General features: G+C 64.3%; 20 protein-coding genes. 2 read left to right on the top strand and 18 right to left on the bottom strand.

Going from position 1 to position 21885, the window contains the following annotated elements; translation table 11 throughout:
* Positions 1 to 22: 22 nt before the first annotated feature.
* The 13 genes from XH91_RS16910 to eno all read right to left on the bottom strand — a co-directional run bounded on the left by XH91_RS16910 (position 23) and on the right by eno (position 13952).
* Positions 23 to 1375 carry a pyruvate dehydrogenase complex dihydrolipoamide acetyltransferase gene (locus XH91_RS16910; RefSeq protein ID WP_128951621.1) on the bottom strand — a complete coding sequence of 451 codons (1353 nt, stop codon included), beginning with the start codon at positions 1373 to 1375 and terminating at the stop codon, positions 23 to 25.
* A 62-nt stretch (positions 1376 to 1437) separates the two neighbouring features.
* Complete coding sequence (locus XH91_RS16905; RefSeq protein ID WP_128951620.1) at positions 1438 to 1890, bottom strand: nucleoside deaminase; 453 nt, start codon at positions 1888 to 1890, stop codon at positions 1438 to 1440.
* A 2-nt stretch (positions 1891 to 1892) separates the two neighbouring features.
* Positions 1893 to 2195 (bottom strand): DUF5076 domain-containing protein, encoded by a 303-nt coding sequence (locus XH91_RS16900; protein ID WP_018320291.1) that lies wholly within the window; start codon positions 2193 to 2195, stop codon positions 1893 to 1895.
* A 3-nt stretch (positions 2196 to 2198) separates the two neighbouring features.
* Complete coding sequence (locus tag XH91_RS16895) at positions 2199 to 3581, bottom strand: pyruvate dehydrogenase complex E1 component subunit beta (protein ID WP_128951619.1); 1383 nt, start codon at positions 3579 to 3581, stop codon at positions 2199 to 2201.
* Between the two features lie 29 nt (positions 3582 to 3610).
* Complete coding sequence (gene pdhA / locus XH91_RS16890) at positions 3611 to 4633, bottom strand: pyruvate dehydrogenase (acetyl-transferring) E1 component subunit alpha (RefSeq protein WP_128951618.1); 1023 nt, start codon at positions 4631 to 4633, stop codon at positions 3611 to 3613.
* 243 nt (positions 4634 to 4876) lie between these two features.
* Entirely contained in the window at positions 4877 to 6259 is a 1383-nt protein-coding gene (locus XH91_RS16885) for a glycerophosphodiester phosphodiesterase family protein (protein WP_245477340.1), read from the bottom strand.
* Between the two features lie 147 nt (positions 6260 to 6406).
* Complete coding sequence (adh, locus tag XH91_RS16880; protein ID WP_128951617.1) at positions 6407 to 7924, bottom strand: aldehyde dehydrogenase; 1518 nt, start codon at positions 7922 to 7924, stop codon at positions 6407 to 6409.
* Between the two features lie 134 nt (positions 7925 to 8058).
* Positions 8059 to 9018, bottom strand: coding sequence for a helix-turn-helix domain-containing protein (locus XH91_RS16875; RefSeq protein ID WP_164933863.1), 960 nt, complete (start codon positions 9016 to 9018; stop codon positions 8059 to 8061).
* 194 nt (positions 9019 to 9212) lie between these two features.
* Positions 9213 to 9530 (bottom strand): FtsB family cell division protein, encoded by a 318-nt coding sequence (locus XH91_RS16870; protein ID WP_128951615.1) that lies wholly within the window; start codon positions 9528 to 9530, stop codon positions 9213 to 9215.
* A gap of 106 nt (positions 9531 to 9636) precedes the next feature.
* Positions 9637 to 10188: an NADPH-dependent FMN reductase gene (locus tag XH91_RS16865; RefSeq protein WP_128951614.1), complete on the bottom strand. Its 552-nt coding sequence runs from the start codon at positions 10186 to 10188 to the stop codon at positions 9637 to 9639.
* Positions 10189 to 10384: 196 nt separating this feature from the next.
* Entirely contained in the window at positions 10385 to 11380 is a 996-nt protein-coding gene (locus XH91_RS16860) for an MBL fold metallo-hydrolase (RefSeq protein WP_128951613.1), read from the bottom strand.
* A 120-nt stretch (positions 11381 to 11500) separates the two neighbouring features.
* Entirely contained in the window at positions 11501 to 12634 is a 1134-nt protein-coding gene (locus tag XH91_RS16855; RefSeq protein ID WP_128951612.1) for a zinc-binding dehydrogenase, read from the bottom strand.
* Positions 12635 to 12668: 34 nt separating this feature from the next.
* Positions 12669 to 13952 carry a phosphopyruvate hydratase gene (eno, locus tag XH91_RS16850; protein WP_128951611.1) on the bottom strand — a complete coding sequence of 428 codons (1284 nt, stop codon included), beginning with the start codon at positions 13950 to 13952 and terminating at the stop codon, positions 12669 to 12671.
* Between the two features lie 127 nt (positions 13953 to 14079).
* Between eno and queF the strand changes: the two genes are divergently transcribed.
* Complete coding sequence (gene queF, locus XH91_RS16845; RefSeq protein WP_128951610.1) at positions 14080 to 14556, top strand: preQ(1) synthase; 477 nt, start codon at positions 14080 to 14082, stop codon at positions 14554 to 14556.
* Between the two features lie 54 nt (positions 14557 to 14610).
* Here queF and XH91_RS16840 read toward each other — a convergent pair whose 3' ends face one another.
* From XH91_RS16840 to XH91_RS16820, 5 genes are all read right to left on the bottom strand, one after another.
* The gene (locus tag XH91_RS16840; RefSeq protein ID WP_128951609.1) at positions 14611 to 15063 is read right to left on the bottom strand and encodes a universal stress protein; all 453 of its coding nucleotides are present in this window, start codon (positions 15061 to 15063) and stop codon (positions 14611 to 14613) included.
* A gap of 112 nt (positions 15064 to 15175) precedes the next feature.
* The gene (locus XH91_RS16835) at positions 15176 to 17269 is read right to left on the bottom strand and encodes a methyl-accepting chemotaxis protein (RefSeq protein WP_128951608.1); all 2094 of its coding nucleotides are present in this window, start codon (positions 17267 to 17269) and stop codon (positions 15176 to 15178) included.
* 144 nt (positions 17270 to 17413) lie between these two features.
* Positions 17414 to 18625, bottom strand: coding sequence for an MFS transporter (locus XH91_RS16830; protein ID WP_128951607.1), 1212 nt, complete (start codon positions 18623 to 18625; stop codon positions 17414 to 17416).
* Positions 18625 to 19476 (bottom strand): 3-deoxy-8-phosphooctulonate synthase, encoded by an 852-nt coding sequence (gene kdsA, locus XH91_RS16825; protein ID WP_128951606.1) that lies wholly within the window; start codon positions 19474 to 19476, stop codon positions 18625 to 18627. The genes XH91_RS16830 and kdsA overlap by 1 nt, the downstream gene beginning before the upstream one ends.
* Before the next feature lie 131 nt (positions 19477 to 19607).
* Complete coding sequence (locus tag XH91_RS16820) at positions 19608 to 19934, bottom strand: NIPSNAP family protein (RefSeq protein ID WP_128951605.1); 327 nt, start codon at positions 19932 to 19934, stop codon at positions 19608 to 19610.
* Positions 19935 to 20203: 269 nt separating this feature from the next.
* On the opposite strand from XH91_RS16820, the gene XH91_RS16815 reads away from it, so the two are divergent.
* Entirely contained in the window at positions 20204 to 21862 is a 1659-nt protein-coding gene (locus tag XH91_RS16815) for a tetratricopeptide repeat protein (RefSeq protein ID WP_128951604.1), read from the top strand.
* The last annotated feature ends 23 nt before the right edge of the window (positions 21863 to 21885 follow it).

The raw sequence follows: 21885 nt of genomic DNA, 5'->3' as shown, positions 1-21885 counted from the left end.
CTACGGATTCACGCCTCGCGGCTCACACCATCATCATGACGGGGTTTTCGATCAGCTGCTTGAACGCGCCGATCAGCTCGGCGCCGAGCGCGCCGTCGATGGCGCGGTGATCGCAGGACAGCGTCACGCTCATCATGTTCGCGATCTCGATCTTGCCGCCGCGCACGACCGGCCGCTCCTCGCTGGTGCCGACCGCGAGGATGGTGGCGTGCGGCGGATTGATCACCGCGGTGAAATGGCTGATGCCGTACATGCCGAGGTTGGACACGGCCGTGGTTCCGCCCTGGTATTCCTCGGGCTTCAATTTGCGCGAGCGGGCGCGCGCGGCAAAATCCTTCATCTCGTTGGAGATGGTCGAGAGTGTCTTGGTCTCGGCCTTGCGGATGATCGGCGTGATCAGGCCGCCCGGCATCGCCACGGCGACGCCGACGTCGGAATGGTGATGCTTGACCATGCCCGACTCGGTCCAGCTGACATTGCAGTTCGGGATCTTCTGCAGCGCCACCGCCATCGCCTTGATGACGAAGTCGTTGACCGAGATCTTGTAGAGCGGCTTCTTCTCCTTGTCCTTGGGAGCAGCCGCATTGATCTCCTCGCGCGCGGCGAGCAGCTTGCCGATATCGCAGTCGATGGTCAGGTAAAAGTGCGGGACGTTCTGGATCGACGCGGTCAGGCGCTGCGCGATGGTGCGGCGCATGCCGTCATGCGGGACGATGTCGTAGGAGCCGGGCTCGAACAGCGACAGGATCTGCTTGTCCGACATGGTCGGCGCGATCGAGGGCGCGCCAGCGGACGGAGCCGCGGCGGGCGCCTTGAGGCCCTTGCCCGACTTGGCCTGTTCGACGTCGCGCGCGACGACACGGCCATGCGGGCCGGTACCCGACACCATCGCGACATCGATGCCGGCATCCTTAGCCAGACGCCGCGCCAGCGGCGACGAGAACACACGGCCGGCATGGCCGTTGCTCTGCGCAGCCGGTGCGGCAGCTTGCGGCACCGGAGCGGCGGCAGGTGCCGGTGCAGCCTTGGGTGCAGCAGGCGCAGGAGCCGGTGCAGCAGCGGGAGCCTCAGCCGCCTTGGGCGGCGCGGCGGAGGCGCTGGGCTTGGCAGCTCCAGCAGCCTTCACGTCCTCGCCCTCGCCGGCGAGCACCGCGATCACGTCGTTGACCGGCACGTCCTGCGTACCCTCGGGCACCAGGATCTTGGCGATCGTGCCCTCGTCGATGGCCTCGACCTCCATGGTCGCCTTGTCGGTCTCGATCTCGGCGATGACATCGCCCGACTTGACCTTGTCGCCTTCCTTCTTCAGCCACTTGGCGAGGTTGCCCTTCTCCATCGTCGGCGAAAGAGCTGGCATCAGGATGTTGATGGGCATGCTGACCTCACGAAGAACTTCTCAAAATGTCGTCTCCGACAGTGAAGACGAACAGACCAGGTTTAGTTGCCGATGTCGCCTTGCCAGAGGCGCTCATTGGCAGGGATGGAACGCCAATTCTTCATCATGGTGATGGAGCGGTCGTCGGCAAGGTCGATCCAGGGAATCCCGAACTTGTCGAGAATGTCCTTGGAGCCCTCGAAGGTGACGGATTCGCCGATCACCACGAGCTTGACCTTGAACAAGCCAAGCGCGCCGGCACACATCGAGCATGGCGACAGCGTGGTGTACATGACGGTGTCGTGGAACGAGATCGCGCCCGCCTCGCGCAGGCAGCTCATCTCGCCATGCAGGATCGGGTTGTTCTCCTGCACGCGGTTGTTGTGACCGCGGGCGATGATCTTGTTGTCGCGCGTGAGCACCGCGCCGATCGGCAAACCGCCTTGCGCGATCGAGGCCTCCGCCTCGCGGATCGCCTCCAGCATGAAATCGTAATGATGGGCTTCGATCGCCACGGTCAGTGTCCCTTCCCGCGCGGCGTCGTGGTGCCGGTGTCGGTCGGACGCTCGATCTCGGCCTGGAACATCTCCAGGATCCGGTTCAGTGCGTCCTCCTCGGTGTATTCGCTCTCGCGCGCATAGGCACGCGCGGCGTGGCGGGCGAGATCGACCAGCAGCAGGCCCCACATGTCGGGCTCCTCGAAGGCGCGCTGGAACGCCATCGACAGCCCGCCATCCAGCACGAACACGCGCAGGATCTCGACCGCATCGTCGCGGGTCATGACGTCGGGCGGCAGTGGCTGCTCCTTCGGGCCCGCCATGGTCTACCTGTAGCAGACGGCTTTGGCGGCCTCGACGACTTCCGCAGCCGACGGCAGCGCGAGCTTCTCCAGGTTCGCGGCATAAGGCATCGGCACGTCCTTGCCGGCAACGCGCGCAACCGGCGCATCGAGATAGTCGAAGGCGTTCTCCATGATGCGCGCGGCAATCTCGGCGCCGACGCCGCTCTGCGCCCAGCCCTCTTCCACCGTGACGGCACGCCCCGTTTTCTTGACCGAGTTGACGATGGTCTCGGTGTCCATCGGCCGCAGCGTGCGCAAATCGATCACCTCGGCCTCGATGCCCTCCTTGGCGAGCTCGTCGGCGGCCTTGAGCGCATAGGTCATGCCGTTCGACCAGGAGATGATGCTGACGTGGCTGCCGGCGCGCACGATGCGCGCCTTGCCGATCGGCACGATGAAGTCGTCCATCTTCGGCACTTCGCCGGTGTGACCATACAGCACCTCGTTCTCGAGGAAGATCACCGGATTGGGATCGCGGATCGCGGCCTTGAGCAGGCCCTTGTAGTCGGCGGCCGAGAACGGCGCGACGACCTTGAGGCCCGGGACGTTCGAGTACCAGGCCGAATAGTCCTGGCTATGCTGGGCGGCGACGCGCGCGGCTGCACCGTTGGGACCGCGGAACACGATCGAGCAGCCCATCTGGCCGCCGGACATGTAGAGCGTCTTGGCGGCGGAGTTGATGATCTGGTCGATGGCCTGCATGGCGAAGTTGAAGGTCATGAACTCGACGACCGGCTTCAGGCCCGTCATCGCAGCGCCGACGCCGACGCCGGCAAAGCCGTGCTCGGTGATCGGCGTGTCGATCACGCGCCTTGCGCCGAACTCCTGCAGCAGGCCCTGCGTCACCTTGTAGGCGCCCTGATATTCGGCGACCTCCTCGCCCATCACGAATACATCAGGATCGCGGCGCATCTCTTCGGCCATGGCGTCGCGCAGCGCTTCGCGGATGGTCTGCGTGACCATCTCGGTGCCGGCGGGCACTTCCGGATCGGGCGCGGCGACGGCCTGCGGCGCAGGTGCAGCCTTCGCCGCGGGCGATTCAGCCTTGGCAGCAGCGGGCGGAGCGGGCTCGGCAGCCTTCGCGGCCGGCGCAGGCGCCTTGGCAAGATCAGCAGCGCTCTCGCCATCCGCCAAAATGGTCGCGATCGGCGTGTTCACGGCAACGTCGGCGGTGCCTTCGGGGATCAGGATCTTGCCGAGCGTGCCCTCATCGGTCGCCTCGACCTCCATGGTGGCCTTGTCGGTCTCGATCTCGGCGATGACGTCGCCGGACTTGATCGTCTCACCCTCTTTTTTCAGCCATTTGGCGAGGTTGCCCTTTTCCATCGTGGGCGACAACGCGGGCATCAGCACTTGAATTGGCATATCGACTCCAAAGAAAGCTTGCGCGCGTTTTAGCGGTAAACGTCGGTCCAGAGCTCGGCGGCATCCGGCTCGGGATCATGCTGGGCGAAGTCGGCGGAGGCGTTGACGATGTCACGCACCTCGGCGTCGATCGCCTTGAGGTCGGCCTCGCTGACCTTGGCCGCAAGCAGGCGGTTGCGCACCTGCTCGATCGGATCCTGATCGTGGCGGACCTTCTCGACCTCCTCGCGCGTGCGATATTTTGCCGGGTCGGACATCGAATGGCCGCGATAGCGGTAGGTCTGCATTTCCAGGATGTAGGGTCCCTTGCCGGCGCGGCACCAGGCCGCCGCCTCTTCGCCCGCCGCCTTGACGGCGCGGACGTCCATGCCGTCGACCTGCTTGCCGGGAATGTTGAAGGAGACGCCGCGCTTGGAGAAATCCTGCTGCGCCGAAGCGCGCGAGACGGACGTACCCATGGCGTAGCGGTTGTTCTCGATGACGTAGATCACCGGCAGCTTCCAGAGCTCCGCCATGTTGAAGCTCTCATAGACCTGGCCCTGGTTGGCCGCGCCGTCGCCGAAATAGGTGACGCTGACATTGCCATTGCTGCGATAATTGTTGGCGAAGGCAAGACCGGTCCCGAGCGAGACCTGCGCGCCGACGATGCCGTGGCCGCCGTAGAAGTGCTTCTCCTTGCTGAACATGTGCATGGAGCCGCCCTTGCCCTTGGAATAGCCGCCGCGGCGGCCCGTGAGCTCGGCCATCACGCCGTTGGCATCCATGCCGGTCGCAAGCATATGACCGTGATCGCGATAGCCGGTGATGACCTGATCGCCCTCCTTCAGGGCCATCTGCATGCCGACCACCACGGCCTCCTGGCCGATATAGAGATGGCAGAAGCCGCCGATCGCACCCATGCCATAGAGCTGGCCGGCCTTTTCCTCGAACCGCCGGATCAGGAGCATGTCACGGAGCGCCTTCAGCTCCTGCTCCCTGGTGAACTCCGGGGGCGAACCGCCGTTGGTTTTGTCTTGCTCAGCGCTTGCGGCGGCTTTCTTCGGTGCGGCCATGGGAATTCCGGGTCAGAGAAATCTAGGTCCTCTCTAACCCAACTCATCAGCGGGTGAAAGCACCGCAGCAGCATGGCACGACTTTCATTATGCCGCACTGCAACGTGGCCGAAATTTTGCAAAACCTTTGGCGCTGATCAGGCAACATTCGCTCCTCGCCTGCGAGAGCTCTGCACGCAGACGAGGCAACGACATCGGACACGCATATCTCGGGCGATGCGTGTCCGATTCGAAAGGCCGAGCTTACCAGCCCAGCTCGCGCAAATACGCCGCGCGGGCAGCAACACCGGTGTACGTGAAGTCGGTGAAAACGCCATCGACGCCAAGCCGGAAAAATTTGAGATATTCCTGGGCCGGATCGGCGTGATAGTCGGCCGCGAGATATTTCTTCTCGTTACGGAACGTGAAGACGTGGACGAACAGGCCGAGCTTATGCGCATCGGCAATCAGGCTGGTCGCCTCCTGCGTCGAAGCCTCCGGTGTCGATCCCTTGTAGGGCGAGCCGTCGGCATTGGTGTCCTTCCACGAGGCCACCTTCACCGGAACGATATAGGCCTTCCACGGACCGATGCCGTCGGCGTAGGTCTTGATCTCGGCCAGGCCCTCGGGCGTCAGCATCGCATCGTACAGACGCGCATCGCCCGCAACCGTCCAGTCGAACGGACGGGAATTGGTGATGTTGTTGAGCAGCACCCTGCCGGTCTTGAAGTCGATGCCATTGCCGTCGATGAGCTGGACCTGCCGGGTCTGAAGGCCGTGGCTGCGCATGTATTTCAGGCTGCCGGGCTCGAAGCTCTGGACGAAGATGGGCGCGTCCTTGGTGTTGAGGCCGTTGTCGTTGATGATCTTGATCAGGGCATCTTCCAATGGACGGCTGCCCGGCGCGCCACAGCCATTGGCGATCGCCTGGGCATTGTTCCAGGTCGGGTTCTTGGTTTCCGGATAGACCAGGATGGGACGCCCCGTTTCCTTGCTCTTGGCCTTGGCGATGTCGAGGATGTCCTGGAAGCTGATGACGGGGAATATGCCGTTGAAGATCTTCGGCCGCTCGTTGGCTGCGTCATAGGTGGTGCCGCCGATCCACTGCTTCAGCTCGGCCGTGGTGAAATCGGTGATCGACCAGTCGTTGGTGTGATCCTCACCGTCGACGATCAATGACTTCAGCACCGATTTGGGATCGGCGGGATCGGTGAGATCGACGAGGTAGTCGGTCGGCGTGCCGGCGGCAGCCGGCGCCTTGACGCGCACGCCCGGCACGGTGCGCTTGCGGGCCGCGACGACCGGGTTGGTCTTCGCGACTTCGGCGACATTGGTGTTGTCGGCCAGCCAGGGGTTGTGGCGCGCGACCAGGACGCAATCCTTGGTGAGGTGCAGGTCTTCTTCGAGCGCGTCGGTTCCAAGCGCGGCAGCGAGTTCGTAGGAGGCCTCGGTCTCCTCGGGCACCAGCCCCGGCACACCACGATGTCCGAGGATCAGCGGCGCCTTTCCGTCGACGGTCTGGAAGGGCTTTGCGCTCGCCGGGGCGGTCTGCGCGAAGGCCAGGGACGGCGCAAGCGACGCCATGGCCGCCATGCCGAGCAGCATCGCTCCGACATGTATCTTTCGCCGCAAGGGATTGGTCGTCATGGCCGCGCCTCCGTTCGTGCCTGGCATCGCGTCGTCGCGATCGGGCTGTCGTCTTGTCTCAATTCTCTGACAGACGGATGACGTTGGGGGCAGCGATCGCCGATCTGCACAGGCGGCGTCGCCATGACGCCGCCTGTGCACGTGCGATCAGAAGAAACCGAGCTTCTTCGGGCTGTAGCTAACCAGCAGGTTCTTGGTCTGCTGATAGTGATCGAGCATCATCTTGTGGGTCTCGCGACCGACGCCCGACTGCTTGTAGCCGCCAAAGGCGGCATGAGCGGGATAGGCGTGGTAGCAATTGGTCCAGACCCGGCCGGCCTGGATCGCCCGACCGAAGCGGTAGCAGCGATTGGCATCGCGACTCCAGACGCCTGCCCCAAGGCCGTAGAGCGTGTCGTTGGCGATCGCGAGCGCTTCGTCATCGGTCTTGAAGGTCGTCACCGAGACCACGGGCCCGAAGATCTCCTCCTGGAAGATCCGCATTTTGTTGTTGCCTTCGAACACCGTCGGCTGGACGTAGAAGCCGCCGGTGAGATCGCCGCCGAGCTCGGCGCGTCCGCCGCCGGCCAAAACCTTGGCGCCCTCCTGCTTGCCGATGTCGATATAGGACAGGATCTTTGCGAGCTGCTCGCTGGAGGCCTGCGCACCGATCATGGTGTCGGCCGCACGCGGATCGCCCTGCTTGATGGCGGCGACGCGCTTGAGCGCTCGCTCCATGAAGCGATCGTAGATGTCGGCATGCACCAGCGCACGGCTCGGACAGGTACAGACTTCACCCTGGTTCAGCGCGAACATGACAAAGCCTTCGATCGCCTTGTCGAAGAAATCGTCGTCCTCGGCGGTGACGTCCTTGAAGAAGATGTTCGGCGATTTGCCGCCGAGCTCGAGCGTTACGGGGATCAGGTTCTGGCTGGCATATTGCATGATCAGCCGGCCCGTCGTGGTCTCACCGGTGAAGGCGATTTTCGCGATGCGCGGGCTGGAGGCGAGCGGCTTGCCAGCCTCCAGGCCAAAGCCGTTGACGATGTTGAGCACACCCGGCGGCAGGAGATCGCCGATGATCTCGGCCCAGACCATGATCGAGGCCGGCGTCTGCTCGGCGGGTTTCAGCACCACGCAATTGCCGGCGGCAAGGGCTGGCGCAAGCTTCCAGCATGCCATCAGCAAGGGGAAGTTCCAGGGGATGATCTGGCCGACGACGCCGAGCGGCTCATGGAAATGATAGGCGATGGTGTCGTGGTCGATCTCGCCGATCGAACCTTCCTGCGCGCGGACGACGCCGGCGAAATAGCGGAAGTGGTCGATGGCCAGCGGCAGGTCGGCCGCGCGGGTCTCGCGGATCGGCTTGCCGTTGTCCCAGGTCTCGGCGACGGCGAGCCGCTCGAGGTTCTCCTCCATGCGGTCGGCGATGCGATTGAGGATCGCCGCGCGCTCGGCGACGCTGGTGCGTCCCCAGGCCGCCTTGGCGGCATGGGCCGCGTCAAGGGCCGCTTCGACGTCCTGCGCGTCGGAACGCGCGATCTTGCAGACGACCTTGCCGGTCACCGGCGAGGCGTTGTCGAAATATTTGCCCGAGATCGGCGCCACGAACTTGCCGCCGATGAAATTGTCGTAGCGTTCGGCGAACGGGCTTTGGGTGACGCCGAGGAATTCCACCTTGTTCATTGATCACTCCCGATGTTGATGTTTGCGCTAATCGTCGTGTGTTCACGACTTGCGCCAACGATCTCGCGGGACGTGTTTTCTGTCAGCCCGGTGGGATGCGATGGCCGGATGGACCTGTCGCAGAACTGCGACAGTCAGTGCTTCAGCTCGAACCGCTTCAGCTTCCGGTGCAGCGTGGCGCGGCTGACGCCGAGGGCCTTGGCGGCGGCCGACACATTGCCGCCGGCGCGGAGCAGCGCCCGTTGCAACACCGCGCGCTGACCGCCGGCAAGGTGATCATCTGCAGGTTCGCCGCCGAGGAGATCAGCCGCGGGAACCGGCTGCAGCGCCCTGCCCGGCGCGATCCCGAGTCCTGCTCGGGCGGTGCGGGTCGCGCCGATTACCAGATCGTCCGCATCGACGGCGACAAGGCCGATCGACTGGCCGTCCGGTCCTTGCGTCAGCACGATGCGGGCATGGGCAAAGGCGCGGCGAAACAGGTCGGCCTCGATGCGCCTCGCCGCCTCGGCCGCAGCCAGCGCGATCAGACTGGAGAACGCGTCGGTGCGGTCGGCACGGCAGGAGGAGACATCGAGCACGCCGGCAAAGGCCGCCTCGTGATCGTAGATCGGAACGGCGGTGCAGCTGAGCAGCGTATTGCGGGTGAAAAAATGCTGGTCGCGATCGATCGTCAGCGGCCGCTGCTCGACGACGCAGGTGCCGATGCCATTGGTGCCCTCATGCTCCTCGCTCCAGAGCGCGCCGGTCCACAGACCCCAGGATTGAAATGTCGCATCGTCCGCCGGTGTGCCGCGGCGATCGACCGGCACACCGTCGCCATCGGCGAGCAGCACGCAACAGCCGGCCGCACCGACCGCCTGATAGAGCCGGTCCATGGCGCCTTGCGCGGCGGCGAGCAGCGGCGCGATGCGCTCGCGCGCCTGCCGCAGCTCGACATCGCTCAGCCGCCGCGGCGCGCTGTGGCCGGAAGGATCGAGATGATGCAAGCGGGAGGAACGGCGCCACGAGGCCACGAGCGCGGACCGAGCCGCCTGGCCTGATGCAATGGCGGCTTCGACACGAGCCGCGTGATGCCGGGGCATTGACCCATCCATCACCGTTTCCTCCGACAAGCAGTCTAGGCGGCGCTCCGCGCAACCCGATTGATCTCCGTCAACCTTTGGCACCGTGCCGGGACAAGGCATGCCCCTCTCGCCCTGCCAACGTCAAGGCGGCGGTCCGGGCGGCAATCTACGACCTTGGTAATAGTTGCGGCTCGCGCGGCTTATTTCGAATGCTGCGGAAAGCGCTAGTTCTGCGGGATCATCCGAATTAGATCGTGCGGATTGACATAGTCGAGCTGGAACCGGGCCTGCTCGTCCAGCATGTCGGGGTCGATTTTCTCGGTGCGCAGCAACGACACGCGCTGCTCGTTGCGGGTACGCTCACGCTTGAGCTGGGCGAGCTCGCTGGTCAGCGCAATGATCTCCTGGTCGAGCTCCTGGCGGGCATTGAGGCCGTATTTGCCGGTATAGGCGTTGACCCCGAAATAGCCGACGATGGCGGCCGCCATCGCATAGAGGGCGAGACCGGTCAGGATCGATTTGAGGCGGGCGCGGGAGACCATTTTGGCAAGATGGGCCAGCTTGGTTAAGGGAGTATTGACGCTCCATCCCGGTCGTTGTCATTCCGGGGCGCGCGTAGCGCGAACCCGGAATGACGGGGTGAGCGGCTTACCCGTGGTGCTTGGCGACGTGCGCCGCAAACGCGTCGACATAGGCCTGGAGCACGGGCTTGAGCGAATCCTTGGTCAGGTTGCCTTCCGCATCAAAGGCGTCGCCGACGGCGTTCAGATAGGTCTCGGGCTGCTGCATGATCGGGCCGGCGATACCGGGCAGGATGTTCTGCAGCGTCTTGGCGGCGCTGACACCACCGAGCGGACCCGGCGAGTTGGAGATGATGCCGACCGGCTTGCCGTTGAACGAGCTCTTGCCGTAGGGACGCGAGGCCACGTCGATGGCGTTCTTCAGCACGCCCGGGATGGCGCGGTTGTATTCCGGCGTCACGAAGATGACACCGTCGGACTTCTGCAGCTTCTCGCGGAAGGCCAGCCAATCGGCGGGCGGCGCGCCCTCGAGGTCCTGGTTGAAGAACGAAATGCCCTCGAGCGTGACGACCTCGAGCTTGAGAGAGCCAGGTGCGAGCTTGGCGAGGGCTTTGGCGATCTTCAGCGAGAAGCTGTCCTTGCGCAGGCTGCCGGCGATCACGACGATGTTGTAGGCCATCAGATTATCCTTGGTTTGTCTTTGAAACCTCGAGGGGGAAGTGCCGGCGGCACTTAAGCGATCCGGACCAAAGGATGCAAGTGCATGGACCGGCCTGAATTGGAAACGCTACGTTTCCTGGAAGCAGACAGTCGCCCAAAACAATCGGGCCGCCAAGCGGCGGCCCGATGTTACGTGCAAATCCGCAAAATGGAGATCAGATCGTGGGATTCCACGCCGACGGGATCAGGCGATACTTCGCGCCGTCCTTCTCGACATGCCCAACCGAGGGGAAGGTGAAGTGGAAGCCGACCACAGTCGCCTTCTCCGCCGCCGCCATGTCGTAGAACTTGTGACGGGTCTCCTGCGCCAGCGCGGGATCGTTGTCGAACACCACATGCCAGTCCGGATTACGCAGGAAGAACTCCGGAATGTTGGTGACGTCGGACTGGATCAGCACCTTCTTGTCGCCCGAAGCCACAGCGAAGGAGGTATGACCGGGCGTATGGCCAGGAGTTGCGATCGAGGTGATGCCCGGCGCGACCTCCTTGCCCCACTCGTACTTCGTCACCTTGGACTCCAGGCCAGCAAAGGTCTTCTTCACGTTGGCGAAGTAGTTCTTCGTCATCTCGTTCGGGGCTTTGGCCGCGTTCTCATCGCTCTCCCAGAATTCCCAGTCCTTCACCGGCACCATGATCTCGGCATTCGGGAAGGCGAGCGAGCCATCGGCCAGACGGAGGCCGTTGGTGTGGTCGGGATGCAGATGCGACAGCAGCACGATATCGATGCTCTTGGGGTCGACGCCGGCGGCTTGCAGGTTTTGCAGAGTGCGGCCGACCGCGCCCTTGCTGGGCTCCAGATTGGCGACGCCGTTGCCGGTATCGATCAGCACGAGCTTGGAGCCGGTGTTGATCAGCTGCGGATTGAACGGGACCGTGACCATGCCCTTCGGCATGTAGGCGGCGTCGGCAGCGGCGAGCGCCTCGTCCTTCGGGACGTTCGTGACGAACTTGTCGGGCATCGGGAAGCTGCGCGCACCGTCATTGATCGAGGTGCACTCGAAGCTGCCGACCTTGTAGCGGTAGAAGCCCGGCGCCTGAGCGCCGGCTTGCGGCACTGCGGCATTGGCGGTGGACGGCCGGAAGCCAGTCGCGGCAGCGGCGCCGATGGCGGCGGTGCCCGCGAGCAGAGAACGTCGATTGAGATCAGTCATGAAGATGTCCCCTTCTGAGCGCGCGTTGCGGTTTTTCCGCTTTCAACGCGGCGGGAATAATCTCCCGCTTGGCTCAGAAGGCAAGACGTCTTTTGGGGAACCGGCGGCCGCCGATCACGATTATTTATTTGGGTTGATGAGGAATTTTTCGCCGGTGGCGCGTTTGGCGTACACCGCGATGTTGGCGGGATCGAGCGTCTCCTGCAACGACACCACCTTGGTGTAGTGGCTGGCGAAGGTCGTCTTCAATTCGTTCACGACACGCTGACGCAGCCGTCCGATATCGGCAGGTCCGATCTTCTGCAGGAACGGCGTGAGCAGCCAGCCGCCGACGCCCCAGGCCATGCCGAAGCCGCGCGGCAGCTCGATCGGGCGGATGTCGAGCGCGCCGTAGACATAGACCTGCTTGTGCACGCTGGAGCCGTAGCGGCTGTATTCCTTCGCGCTCTTGTTGATGGCGATTTCCATGCAATTGAGAATGTCGCCCGCAAGCTTGCCGCCGCCGATCGCGTCGAAGGCGATGGTGGCGCCGGTCTCGACCAGTGCATTGGTGAGATCGTCGAGGAAACTCGGCACGCTGGAATCGACCACGTATTTGGCGCCGATCTTGTGCAGGATGTCGGCCTGCTCCTTGCTGCGCACGATGTTGACGAGCCCGATGCCGTCCTTGATGCAGATCTTGTTCAGCATCTGGCCAAGATTGGAGGCGGCCGCGGTGTGGACCAGCGCCTTGTGACCCTCGCGCCGCATCGTCTCGGTCATGCCGAGCGCGGTAAGCGGATTGACGAACCAGGAAGCGCCCTCCGCCGCGGTCGTGCCCTCGGGCAGCGGCTGGCAGTCCCGCGCCTTCAGCGTGCGGTACTGCGCGTACATGGCGCCGCCGATCATCGCGACTGTCTTGCCCATCAGCGCCTTGGCGGCGTCCGACGAGCCGGTCTTGATGACGACCCCGGCGCCCTCGTTGCCGACAGGCAGCGACTGGTCGATCCGCGCGCCCATCGCGCGCATCGCACCGTCAGGCACCTTCGCGGTGATGACGGGCGCTTCTTTCGTGCCGGACGCCTTGGCCGTGCTCATGTCGGCGGCGCCGACGAGCAGGCCGAGGTCGGACGGATTGATCGGCGCCGCCTCGATGCGGACGACGACCTCGTCGTCCGCGGGCTCGGGGGTCGGCACGTCGACAAGCGAGATTTCCAGCTCGCCGCTCTTCTTGATCAGCGAACGCAGTTGCAGTCCGGTCTTGCCGTCGCTCATGTCGATCCTCCCCTGTCCGTGTCCAGGCGCTGGCTTATGCCAGCGCCTTCAGTGCCGCCTTGCCGCCGTACAGCGCCTGCTTGCCAAGCTGCTGCTCGATGCGCAGGAGCTGGTTGTATTTGGCGGTGCGATCGGAACGCGCAAGGGAGCCGGTCTTGATCTGACCGCAATTGGTGGCGACCGCGAGGTCGGCGATGGTGGAATCCTCGGTCTCGCCGGAGCGGTGCGACATCACCGAGGTGTAGCCGGCCTTGTGCGCCATCTCGACAGCGGCGAGCGTCTCGGTCAGCGTGCCGATCTGATTGACCTTGATCAGGATCGAGTTGGCGCGCCCGGCCTTGATGCCCTCGGCGAGTCGCTTGACGTTCGTGACGAACAGGTCGTCGCCGACGAGCTGGCACTTCTTGCCGACGAGGTCGGTAAGCTCCTTCCAGCCGTCCATGTCGTCTTCCGACATGCCGTCCTCGATGGTGACGATCGGATAACGGCCGACGAGATCGGCGAGATACTTCGCCTGCTCGGAGACCGAACGGGTCTTGCCCTCGCCTTCGTAGACGTACTTGCCGCCCTTGAAGAACTCGGTCGAGGCGCAGTCGAGGCCGAGCACGATGTCTGCGCCTGCCTTGAAGCCGGCCTTGCCGATCGCGTTCATGACGAACTCCAGCGCGGCATCCGCCGACGGCAGGTTCGGGGCGAAGCCGCCCTCATCGCCGACATTGGTGTTGTGGCCGGCCTTCTTCAGTTCCGACTTCAGGGTGTGGAAGACTTCGGCGCCGTAGCGCAGGCCTTCGGCGAAGGAAGACGCGCCCACGGGAAGGATCATAAACTCCTGGAAGTCGATCGGATTATCGGCATGCACGCCGCCGTTGATGATGTTCATCATCGGCACCGGCAAGAGGCGCGCCGAGGTGCCGCCGACATAGCGATAGAGCGGCATGTCGAGCGAGTTCGCGGCGGCCTTGGCGCAGGCGAGCGACACGCCGAGGATGGCGTTGGCGCCCAGCCGGCTCTTGTTCGGCGTGCCGTCGAGGTCGATCATGATCTGGTCGATCTGAGGCTGCTGCTCGACATCGAGGCCGCTCAGGGCCTCGAAGATCTCGCCGTTGACGGCGCCGACCGCCTTGGTGACGCCCTTGCCGAGATAGCGGGCCTTGTCGCCGTCCCGCAGTTCGACCGCCTCATGGGCGCCGGTGGAGGCGCCCGACGGCACCGCGGCGCGCCCCAACGCGCCATCCTCCAGCACGACGTCGACCTCGACAGTGGGATTGCCGCGGCTATCGAGGATTTCGCGTCCGATGATGTCGATGATGGCGGTCATGAGGGCCTCTTTTCGGGGAACAAAGGGGGCAGTTCGCGGGTGCTTCTACCGCAATGCATCGAAGCGGAAAAGGCCGGGTGACGGCCGCCCGATGATTGGCTATGAGGGCCCCACCGGAGGCGGCCTTATGTCGAAAAAGCCCAGCAAATCGAAGACCTCGCCCAATCTGCAACTCGGTCGCGCCGTGGAATGGCCTGATACGCCCGAGAAAGCTCAGCTCGACCGCGTGCCCAATCCGCAAGGAGGGACCGATTACCTGGTCCGTTTCACCGTGCCGGAATTCACCTCGCTCTGCCCTGTCACGGGACAACCCGATTTCGCCCATCTGATGATCGACTACGCGCCCGGCCCCTGGTTGCTGGAGTCGAAATCGCTAAAACTCTACATCGCGAGCTTCCGCAACCACGGCGCCTTCCACGAGGACTGCACCGTGATGATCGGCAAGCGCATCGCCTCCGAGATCAAGCCGAAATGGCTGCGCATCGGCGGCTATTGGTATCCGCGCGGCGGCATCCCGATCGACGTGTTCTGGCAGACCGGCCGCGTGCCGAAGGGCCTGTGGGTGCCCGAACAGGGCGTCGCGCCGTATCGCGGCCGCGGCTAGTCGGACAAGATCCGTAACGATGCCTTCAGGCGCGCAGTAGCCACGTCGGAGCGGCTACGGCACGACCAATACGGGCACGCTTCCGTTCACGAGTACCTCGGATGTCTGACTTCCCAAAAACAGCTTCCTGAGGCCCCGACGCCCGTGAGAGGCCATGACGATCAAGTCGCAGCCTCTGGACTTCGCCGTTTCGACGATCGCCGTGGCCGGGTGCGAATTCGGGACGTGCAGAAGTTCGACCGACATCCCGCTCCGCTCTGCCATGGCTCGCGCTTGATCGAGCACTTTGCCGGCGCGCTCCCTGCAGGCCGCGTCAAAACCGTCAATCTCGTCCTGCGAAGGAATCCATCCCGAGTCGTGTCCGCCGCCATAGTCGATCGGCAGCGGTTCGGTCACGGTGACAACAGTCGCTTTGGCCTTCAAGGCTTTTGCCAGGGCAATTCCATGCTCGACGCCTCTTCTTGCGACGTCCGAACCATCGGTGCTCAAGAGAAGATTGACGTACATTCGGTGGCTCCTTGTTGCGTGCCCCCGCATGCCCATCGCAAATGATGCTGCGCGACTATGATCCGATCTTTGCGCCCCGTCTATTCGCTTTTGTCTTAAGCTCGATGTCGGCCTACGCCACTTCACGCACCCTGGTGATGAAGCTGTCCACCTCGCCCGTGAGTGAGGTCGACTGGCTGGACAAATCAGCGGCCGCCTTCAGAACACCGCTGGCAGCGCGACCGGTCTCGTTGGCGGCCGACGACACCGTTGCGATGTTGCGGGTCACGGTCGAGGTCGCTTCCGCCGTGTGCTGCACGGTGTTGGCGATCTCGGCGGTGGCCTTGTTCTGCTCCTCGATCGCAGCGGCGATGACGCGGTTGATGCTCGAGACTTCCTCGATGGTCTTGACGATGCCGTCGATGGCGGAGACCGCCTTCTGCGTCGCGCCCTGGATCTCCGTGATCTGCGCACTGATCTCTTCGGTTGCCTTCGCCGTCTGCGATGCCAGGTTCTTCACCTCGCTCGCCACGACCGCAAAGCCGCGTCCGGATTCGCCGGCACGCGCGGCTTCGATGGTCGCGTTGAGGGCCAGGAGATTGGTCTGGCCCGCAATCGAGGTGATGAGGCCGATGACCTCGCCGATGCGGTCCGCGCCGCCGGCGAGCGCACGCATCGTGCTGTCGGTCTCCCTGACGGTCACGACCGCATGCTCGGTGGCACGGCTCGCCTGCTCGACCTGGCGGTTGATCTCGCGGATCGAGGCATTGAGCTCCTCGGCCGCGGCCGCAACCGTCTGCACGCCGCCGCCGACCTGGTCGGCGAGCGTCGAGGCCGAACCGGCCTGGGCCTGCGCTTCCGCCGCCGTGCTCGACATCGAGCGCGCCGTGGTCTCCAATTCGCCCGAGGCGCTCGACAGCGTCTGCACCATCTGGCCGATCCGGCTTTCGAACTGCCGAACGAGCCCCGAAAGCTCGCTTGCACGCTTCTCCTTCTCGGCGCGTTCGGCCGCCTGATCGCCCGAGAGGCGCTCGGCCTTGATCATGGCGTCCTTGAACACCTGCAAGGCCGACGCCATGCGGCCGATCTCGTCGTTGCGATCGAGGCCCGGGACGTCGCTGGCAAAATCATGATCGGCAAAACGCGTCATCACGCCGGTGATCGCCGTCAGCGGCCGGGTGACGCGGTTGCGCATCAGCAGCAGCCCGCCGATCATCAGCGCCAGCGAAGCCGGCATCAGGAGGCCGAACAGGATCAGGCTGAAGCGGGCGCGCGAGGCGCCCTCCTCGGCCCGGGCGATCATGTTGGCGAGCGCGGTCTGCGTCACGATGACGACGTTGTTGGCGCCGACGAGCTGGCGGTCGCGGAAGTCGATGCCGACGACGCCGGCGGGCTCACCGGCGAGCAGCCTGGTCGCAACAGCATTGCGCTCGTCGCTGAGCGCGCCGGAGATTTCAGGCTCGGCGGCCCGTATCGCCTGCAACAGCTCGGGCGACGCCACGCTAGGGCCGAGGTCGCGCACCACCAGCCAGGACTGCTGGATGCGGCCGCGCAGATCGGCGAAGGCGACGCCGTCGGCCGCGGTCCAGGTCTTGTTGGCCAGGATCGAGGAGAACTGGACGAGGATGGTCTGGCCGGCATTGGCGCGGGCCTGCCAGGAGGCCTGCTTGGCGACCAAGAGGCGATCGACCACGGGATCGATCAGCGCCATCGCATTGTCGACATGGGCGGTGACGTCGCCGATCGCATCCATGAAGGCGTCGCTGGTCTGGGCCCAGGCCGGCGTCAGGCTGGCGTCGCGTGCGCCCTTCTCCTGCTTCAGTGCGGCGATCGCGCGCGGCCGCAGCTCCTCGAGCTGGGTCCAGATGCCGCGGAGCTTGTCGAGCTTCTCGGCAAGGCCAGGCGCATCGGCGGCGGCGAGGCTCTGCAGGGCCTGCGCGTAATTCTTCTGCACGGTGGCCCGCTGCTCGGCGAGGCTGCTCATGACGCTGTCGGGTGCGGGAGCGCCCGATGACAGATAGCTCAGCGTATCGCCGCGCTCGAGGCGGAAGATCACCAGCGTGTTGGTCAGATCGCGGCTCGCAATCGTCAGCGAGACGATGCGGTTGCTGTCGGCATAGCGTGTCACCGCGAGCTTCAGGGCGTAGGCACAGATGACGACGAGGATGAGACCGAGTGACCCAACCACCGCCCCGAGAATGCGGGCGACCGAACGCTGCTTTTGCATCGACTGATCCAACAGATGTTGCCGCCGGGTGGCGGTTTGGGCGGCAGTCTATGGAGCGAAGGGTGAGATTTGGTTTAAGATTGAAAGGATTGAGCCTCCGTCCGCTTCCGGGAAAATACGGAGATAGGTCGCGACATACCGTCCTCAGGCCCGCGCGTCGGTCGGTGCCCGCGGCCTCAGCAGCGCGGCGCAGGCAAGGCCCAGCAGCACCATGAGCACGGCGCTCGCGGCCAGGGTCGGCGCCTTGCCGGCATGCGCCAGCCCGACCGCGTAGGCCAGCGGCCCCACGGTCTGGCCCATGAAGAAAAAGAACGAATGCAGCGACATCGCTGTCGCCCGCGCCTCGACCGACAGCTCGCTGGCGAACACCTGCAGGCAGCCATGGATCATGTAGAAGCCCCAACCCATCAGCAGCATGATGGCGAACTGGGCCTTCCAGCCGGGGCCAACGGAAAGCGCAGCGAGCTGGAGCGCGACGAGGCTCGCGCCTGCGATCATCATGCCCGTGACGCCGAGCCAGGGCAGGAAGCGCGAGACCGTGAACGTGTAGAACAGCCCGCCGACCGCAAAGCCCGCAATGACGATGCCCGCGATCGAGAGCGAGGTCTCGCCGAGATCGAACAGCAGCGCGGCGATGAAGGGAAACAGCCCGAACACGCAGCAGCCTTCGACGAACACCGCGGAATAGCAATAGCGCGCGTTCGGATTGGCAAGGATGGTGCGATAGCCCTGCCGCAAGGTCTTCAGATCGCTCTTCGGCGGCGCCGTCAGGGCAGCGCCGCGAAAGCCCGCCGCGACCGCGACGGCCGCGATCAGCCCGAGCGCTCCGATGATCACCAGCACGCCGCGCCAGCCGACGAGATCGCCGATGATGCCCGAGGCGGTCGCCCCGAGCAGGTTGCCCGTCATCGAGCCCGCCAGCGTGCGGCCGATCGCCACCTGCCGCTTTGCCGGCGCGACGAGGTCGGCGGTGAGGCCGAGCGCAACCGGGAAAACGCCGCCCGAGGCGATGCCGGCGAGCATGCGGCTCGCGAACAGGCCCGAGAATGAGGTCGAGAGCGCGCCGAGAATGCAGGCGGCACCCAGCATCGCCAGGCACAACGTCATCAGCCGTGCCTTGCCGAACAGATCGGCGGCCGCACCGACGATCGGCTGGATCAGCGCGTAGATCAGCGCATAGCCGGCCGCAATGCTCGCCGCCGTCGTGATGCTGATCGAAAATTCTTCCGCGATATGCGGCAGCACCGGATCGAGCGCGCGGGTCGACAACGCGGCGGAGAAGCTGGCGAGCGCGATGATGTTGATCGCCGGCGGGAACTTCTGATCGGACGACGGCCTTGCCACGGGCTCGTGCATCAGTGCGCGTGATCCTTGGCGATCGCATCAAACGCCATCAGCCTGGCGATGAGCCCTTCGAACTCGCGCAGCGGCACCATGTTGGGCCCGTCCGAGGGCGCGCTGTCCGGATCGGGATGCGTCTCGATGAACACCCCGGCGACACCGACCGCGACGGCCGCGCGCGCCAGCACCGGCACGAACTCGCGCTCACCGCCCGAGGAAGCGCCCTTCCCGCCCGGCTGCTGCACCGAATGCGTGGCGTCGAAGATCACCGGCGCACCGGTCGTGCGCGCCATGATCGGCAGCGAACGCATGTCAGACACCAGCGTGTTGTAGCCGAAGGACGCGCCGCGCTCGGTGACGAGCACGTTGGGATTACCTGCGCTGGTGATCTTGGCGACGACGTTCGCCATGTCCCAGGGCGCGAGGAACTGGCCCTTCTTGACGTTGACGACCTTGCCGGTTGCGGCTGCGGCCAGCAGCAGATCGGTCTGCCGGCACAGGAAGGCCGGGATCTGCAAGACGTCGACGGCTTGCGCCACCTCGGCGCATTGCGCGGCATCGTGCACATCGGTCAGCACGGGCAGGCCGAGCGTGGACCGGATCTCGGCGAAGATCGGCAGCGATTGCGCGAGGCCAAGGCCGCGCGCGGCCGAGGCGCTGGTACGGTTCGCCTTGTCGAAGGAGGTCTTGTAGACGAGCCCGATCTCGAGCCGCGTAGCGATCTCCTTGAGCGCGGAGGCGACCTCCAGCGCATGCTCACGGCTTTCGAGCTGGCACGGCCCGGCAATGATCGAGATCGGCAGATCATTGCCGAATTGGACCGACCCGACGGTGACGACCGGTGCTGCAGATTGACTGGTGCTCAAGACACAAAATCCCTGTTTCGGCGCGACCATAGCGGCCGAATGGGTGGGATCAACCCCATTCGGCCATGACCTTTGAATATCTGGCCTTCGAATATCAGGGTTGCGCCACAGCCCTCTGTCCGGAACGACCGCTATTTGACCGACGAGAACGCCGTCGGAGCCAGAATCTGGCTGACAATGTTGTCGACGATCTGGCCGTCGGCCTCCGTCTTGGCACGCGCTTCCAGCCATTCCGGATCGGCCGCAAACGCACCCCATTTCTTCTCGCGTTCTGCGAGCGACTCCCAGGCCAGGAAATAAGTCAGCTCCTGGTTGGACACACCGATCAGCGTGGTGAAGAACCCGGCCTGGCGGATGCCATGCTTTTCCCAGATTTTCAGCGTGATCGTGTCAAAGCGCTTCAGCAGCGCCGGCAGGCGACCCGGCACGCAGCGATACTGGCGCATTTCGTAGATCATTCTCGTCTCCTCCCTGAACAGGTCCAGCGGTTATAGCGATCGGCCGTGAGGCTGTCTTGAGCCCCGCCCGGCCACCCCCCGCAGCGTTTCCCGCATGGCTGGAGAGGACGTGCGCGGTAGACGCGCGATGGAGAGGTCAAGGTAAGCGTTGGCTCAATAGCGTTCGGCCGCCGTTCTTGATAGGGTCGCGCCTTGATCTTGCGCGTCAGCCGCTGCTGATGTTCGGGGACAACGGCGGCGCCGGCCGAAGCGATCAAGGAGGCAGAACGATGACCTATTTTGATCTCGGTCCTTACAGCCGCAAAATCACGACCTCATCGGCTGATGCCCAACTCTGGTTCGATCGAGGGCTCAACTGGGTGTTCGGGTTCAACCACGGTGAAGCGATCAAGTGTTTCCGCAAAGCGCTCGTGTATGACGAAAACTGTGCGATGGCGCACTGGGGCATCGGCTACGCCGCGGGCCCGAACTACAACCTGCCTTGGATTCGCTATGACGCGCACGGCCGTCAGCTGGCGCTCGCGGCATCTTACGACGCGACGCAAGACGCTCTCGCGCATGCGGACAAGGCAAGCCCGGTCGAGCGCGCGCTGATCCGTGCGTTGTCTGCGCGCTATCCCCAACGCGAGGCGATCGAGGACATGGCGCCGTGGGACAAGGCTTTCACGCATGAGATGCGCAAGGTCTTCGCGACATATTCAGACGATCTCGATGCTAGAGCCATCCTTGCCGAGGCGATCATGAACGAGACGCCGTGGCTGATGTGGGACCTCGCCTCTGGAAAACCGACAGCGGGAGCCGGCACCGAGGAATGCAGGGCCGTTCTCGAACAGGCCTTCGACAGGATGCCGGCGGCATGGGATCACCCGGGACTGCTGCATCTCTACGTCCATCTCATGGAGATGTCGCCGTTCCCGCAACGAGCAATGCGAGCCGGCGACCGGCTGCGCGCAATCATGCCCGACAGCGGACATCTGATCCACATGCCGACACATCTCGATGTGCTGTGCGGGCAGTACAACGACGTCCTGCTCTACAATCAGAAGGCGCTGGCGACGGATCGAAAGTTCCTCGCTTACTCAGACGATCCAGGTGTCTACCTGATTTATGTCATCCATAATTTCCACTTCGCCATCTACGGCGCGATGTTCCTGGGCCAATATGCTCCCGCCATAGCAACCGCCGAGGAACTGATCGCCACGGTCCCCGAACCGGTGCTGCGGATTGAATCGCCGCCGATGGCGGATTTCATCGAGGGCTACCTGACGATGAAGCAGCACGTTCTCGTGCGCTTCGGCAAATGGAGCGAGATCATCGCGCAAAAGCTGCCCGAGGATCGTGAGCTCTACTGCTCGGTGACCGCCATGATCCACTATGCCAAAGCGGTCGCTCATTCAGCACTTGGCAATGTCGCCGAAGCCGAGGCTGAAAAGTGGCTGTTCGCGGCGGCGAAGACCCGCGTGCCGGAGAGCCGGCTCATCCACAACAACAAGGTCGTGAACCTACTCGGTGTGGCCGAAGCCATGCTGAACGGCGAATTGGAATACAGGAAAGGCAACTACGACATCGCGTTTGCCGAGCTGCGCAGATCGGTCGAACTCAGCGACGCATTGCCTTATGACGAGCCCTGGGGATGGATGCAGCCACCGCGCCACGCGCTCGGCGCACTTCTTCTGGAGCAGGGGCGGATCGAGGAAGCCGAGACTGTGTACCGTTCCGATCTCGGCCTCGATGGAAAGCTCAGCCGGGCCTGTCAGCATCCTGACAATCTGTGGTCACTTCACGGATTGCATGAATGCCTGGTGCGACGTGGCGACAAGGCCGAGACGCCGTTGATCAAGCAGCGGCTCGATCTCGCCCAGGCGCGGGCGGAAGTGCCGATCAAGGCATCCTGCTTCTGTCGCAGGATGGACATCGCGGCCGCTTAGCCGACCGCGCAAGCCAGGATCAT

Source organism: Bradyrhizobium guangzhouense (genome assembly GCF_004114955.1).
GTDB lineage: Bacteria > Pseudomonadota > Alphaproteobacteria > Rhizobiales > Xanthobacteraceae > Bradyrhizobium > Bradyrhizobium guangzhouense.
The sequence above is the reverse complement of the archived record's forward strand: the minus strand, read 5'-3'. Positions and strand labels throughout refer to the sequence as shown.